5 protein-coding genes and 1 pseudogene are annotated in these 2945 nt (G+C 45.8%); 2 read left to right on the top strand and 4 right to left on the bottom strand.

What is annotated here, in order from left to right; all coding sequences use genetic code 11:
* Window positions 1–104: 104 nt before the first annotated feature.
* The 3 genes from FD23_RS08440 to FD23_RS08430 form a co-directional block, all read right to left on the bottom strand.
* Window positions 105–371, bottom strand: a complete 267-nt coding sequence (locus tag FD23_RS08440) for a GNAT family N-acetyltransferase (protein WP_025896514.1) — start codon at window positions 369–371, stop codon at window positions 105–107.
* A gap of 1 nt (window position 372) precedes the next feature.
* A complete protein-coding gene (locus FD23_RS08435) occupies window positions 373–1092 on the bottom strand; it encodes an HAD family hydrolase (protein ID WP_052933667.1) in 720 nt (239 codons plus the stop codon).
* Window positions 1093–1191: 99 nt separating this feature from the next.
* The gene (locus FD23_RS08430; RefSeq protein WP_025896510.1) at window positions 1192–1401 is read right to left on the bottom strand and encodes a hypothetical protein; all 210 of its coding nucleotides are present in this window, start codon (window positions 1399–1401) and stop codon (window positions 1192–1194) included.
* Between the two features lie 423 nt (window positions 1402–1824).
* Between FD23_RS08430 and FD23_RS10825 the strand changes: the two genes are divergently transcribed.
* On the top strand, window positions 1825–2181 hold the full coding sequence (locus FD23_RS10825; RefSeq protein WP_230844841.1) for a DUF4163 domain-containing protein: 357 nt from the start codon (window positions 1825–1827) through the stop codon (window positions 2179–2181).
* 87 nt (window positions 2182–2268) lie between these two features.
* The gene (locus FD23_RS10820; protein WP_230844842.1) at window positions 2269–2484 is read left to right on the top strand and encodes a hypothetical protein; all 216 of its coding nucleotides are present in this window, start codon (window positions 2269–2271) and stop codon (window positions 2482–2484) included.
* 62 nt (window positions 2485–2546) lie between these two features.
* Here the strand turns inward: FD23_RS10820 and FD23_RS08420 are convergent.
* Window positions 2547–2866 (bottom strand): annotated as a pseudogene (locus FD23_RS08420) (carboxymuconolactone decarboxylase family protein).
* Window positions 2867–2945: the final 79 nt, after the last annotated feature.

The raw sequence follows: 2945 nt of genomic DNA, 5'->3' as shown, positions 1-2945 counted from the left end.
CGATTGAATATCGGAATCATGTTTTAACAACCTTAACGGCGTAATACTAAATTGTCCCAATTTTGGGGGTCACATCAAAGTTCGCGGAGGGGATGCTCTTTCGATTACCGTAAATCCTCATAGCCCGGCTTGGTTAATACCTTAGCCGCGTAAGAACAAGTCGCCCGCAGTCTGGCGCCCTTCTCCCGGGCAGCAGAAGCAACGGTATCAACCAACTTCCGGCCCAGGCCTTGTCCGCCATAGGCTGGATCTACCTTAGTCGTTGTGATGATCCAGTGATCACCCTTGTCTTCATATACGCACCGGCCAATCAGCTTGCCGTCATCATATACCGCGGCCCGCTTTTGCTCTTCTTCAAACTTGATTTCCATCTTATTCACCTAAAATTGCTTCTTCCAGCTTTTCAGCTGTATCGACAATCACAGTTGCCCCGTGTTTTTGCAAAAATGGCACGCTTCTAAAGCCCCAATTTACCGCGTTTTCGTCCATCTCAGAATTCCGCGCGGTTTGGATGTCGATTTCAGAGTCGCCGATGTAGACGCACTTGTCTCTTGGCACGCCCAAGACCTTGACGCACTCACTAGTCATGTCCGGGGCGGGTTTGCGGCGGATCCCGCTTCTTTCACCCAAAGCAAAGTCGAAGCTGCCCGGAAAAAATTCTTCGACCAGGACCTGGACGGCCTCATTTGGCTTGTTGGAAACGACAGCCAGCTTGACGCCTTTTTGACGGAGATCTTTCATCAAATCCAAGATTCCTGGGAAGGGACCAGTTTTAATCTGGCAATGGTCAGCGTAATAAGGCTTGAAAACTTCCAGGACCCGGTTAACTTCTGCTTGGGTAACAGCTTCCGGGATCTGTTCATCCTTGGTGCCAAAGGCGACCAGACTTTCCCGGCTGCTGCCAGCTTCATAGGCCAGGGCCCGGGTAACCGCCACCACGACCCCGCTGCCAAAGAAGTTCTTGATGTCTTCAACGGTAAAGTCATGCCGGTGGCCGGTTTGTTCAAACGCGTAGTTCAATGCACTTGTTAAGTCGGCGCTCGTGTCTAAGATTGTGCCGTCCATGTCAAAAATCGCGGCTTCATATTTCATCAGTTTCACCTCGTTTTCATTATACCATCTGGCAGAAAAAATAGGCCTGCCCATATAGAACAGACCTATTCCCTTCCCTGTTAGTGAGGGAAAAATTGATTATTCATCATCGCGCTTCTTGAACCAAGTTACTTGGCTAGTGTAGGTATCATTGGAGACGGTGCTGCTTGTCGCATCAGTGGTCGTTGTACTGCTGTCATTGGCAGTAGTTGTTGCAGTATTTGTACTGGTGTCGTTTGTAGTCGTTGCAGCGGTATCGCTTGTAGTAGTTGAAGCAGCATCGTTTGTGCTTGCAGTTGCTTCAGTCATGATAGTTCTCCTTGTTTTGTAGTTTGTTATTTTTAATTTATTTCTAACAACGTTTTGCAGGAGCCTATACATGTATATCTGATTTTGAGTACAAAAAAAGACTGTCTGACCAACTATGCCAAACAGTCCTTTGATTTCTTCAGAAACGATTGTCCTGGCATAGACTCCCTAGATTATTGCAATCAGTGAGTCTACACCATTTAACATGCAGCCTCACTTAGTCACGCCAGTCTTGCCAAAGTTTACGTACAGTCATTTTAATCGTTCCTTTCTAAATTTGCCTTTTCTTTTGAAGCTGATTACATTCTAAGACAATTTTCAGAAACGTGCAAGAGTTTTTTCGTAAGTTAGATTTTTTAAATCGGTTTTAGTAGTACAATGTGGGTGAGTAATATTTGTTTCAATCATGTGAGGAACGAGCTTATGAAGAAAATTGTGATGGCTGGCGCGCTTGCCGCGGCTGTGACTGTTGGTCTGGTGGCTGCTCCCAAGGCAGAAGCCAGCTCAGCTAAGTATACGATCATCCATTACCTGACGGTTAAGAAATACAAACATGGGATGAAGGCGAATTTTTCCTACCAGTTGCCGCAACTGAAGGGCAGCTCTGCCGCGGTCAAGAAAATCAACAAAGATATAAAAAAGAGCCTTGTTGCTGAGAAAAAGAACGCGAAGCAATTGTTTAACTACGCAAAAGATGGAGCTAATAACGGCTTTAAGAACTTGAGCTATTACGATGCCACTACTGCCAAGATCACTTACAACAAGAATAATATCGTCTGATTTAAGAGCGAGATGAAATGGTGGGCCGGTGGTGTTGCAGAAGATAACATTGGCAGTTGGATCTACTCTCTTAAAAGCGGAAAGAAGTTGACCTTTTATGATATTGCGCAAGGCAGCCAAGCAAGTATTAAGAAGAAACTGCTCAAAGGGGCTAAAAAGTTTGGTGCTGGTAATGTCTACTTCAAGTCAACCAACTTAAAGAAAATGAACTTTGTCTTGAAGAAGGGCAAAGTGTACGTGTACCCGCAAGTATATGGCTATAACATGGACAAGTACTTCACCCTGCCTTCCCGCCACAAGTAAACTGTAAAAACAAAGATCGTCATTCCCCCATGTGGTCTGACGATCTTTTTGTACATTCTGCTTTAGTCCCCGTATACTTCTTCAATCAACGGGAAAGTGCTCCACGCCTTAGGCCAGCCGCAGTAGAAAGCAAGCTGAGTAACAATCTCCACTGCTTCTTCCTTGGTGATCCCATGCTTTTTGCCCAGCTCCAAGTGGCTCTTCAATGCGGGTACAAGCCTGCGGAAAGCAGCGCCGCAATAGTAATCATGCTCCGGTCTCTAGCCGACAATTTGTCTTCTCTTGCCCAAACTTCCCCGAATAAAACGTCATCGTTCAGCTCCGCGAACTTCGGTGCCAACTTGCCCAAGTAATCGCGGCCTGCAGTTTGTTTTTCTGCCATTGATGTGACCCCCAAAATTGGGACAATTTAGTATTACGCCGTTAAGGTTGTTAAAACATGATTCCGATATTCAATCGGG

Source organism: Lactobacillus delbrueckii subsp. delbrueckii DSM 20074 = JCM 1012 (assembly GCF_001433875.1).
Classification (GTDB): Bacteria; Bacillota; Bacilli; order Lactobacillales; family Lactobacillaceae; genus Lactobacillus; species Lactobacillus delbrueckii.
Note: the sequence above shows the minus strand (reverse complement) of the source record. Positions and strands in the feature narration are given on the sequence as shown.

What these genes read in the sequence shown, in the direction of transcription:
- FD23_RS08435 (WP_052933667.1), bottom strand. Translation starts at nt 1,092, where the DNA reads ATGAAATATGAAGCCGCGATTTTTGACATGGACGGCACAATCTTAGAC.
- FD23_RS08430 (WP_025896510.1), bottom strand. Translation starts at nt 1,401, where the DNA reads ATGACTGAAGCAACTGCAAGCACAAACGATGCTGCTTCAACTACTACA.
- FD23_RS10825 (WP_230844841.1), top strand. Translation starts at nt 1,825, where the DNA reads ATGAAGAAAATTGTGATGGCTGGCGCGCTTGCCGCGGCTGTGACTGTT.
- FD23_RS08440 (WP_025896514.1), bottom strand. Translation starts at nt 371, where the DNA reads ATGGAAATCAAGTTTGAAGAAGAGCAAAAGCGGGCCGCGGTATATGAT.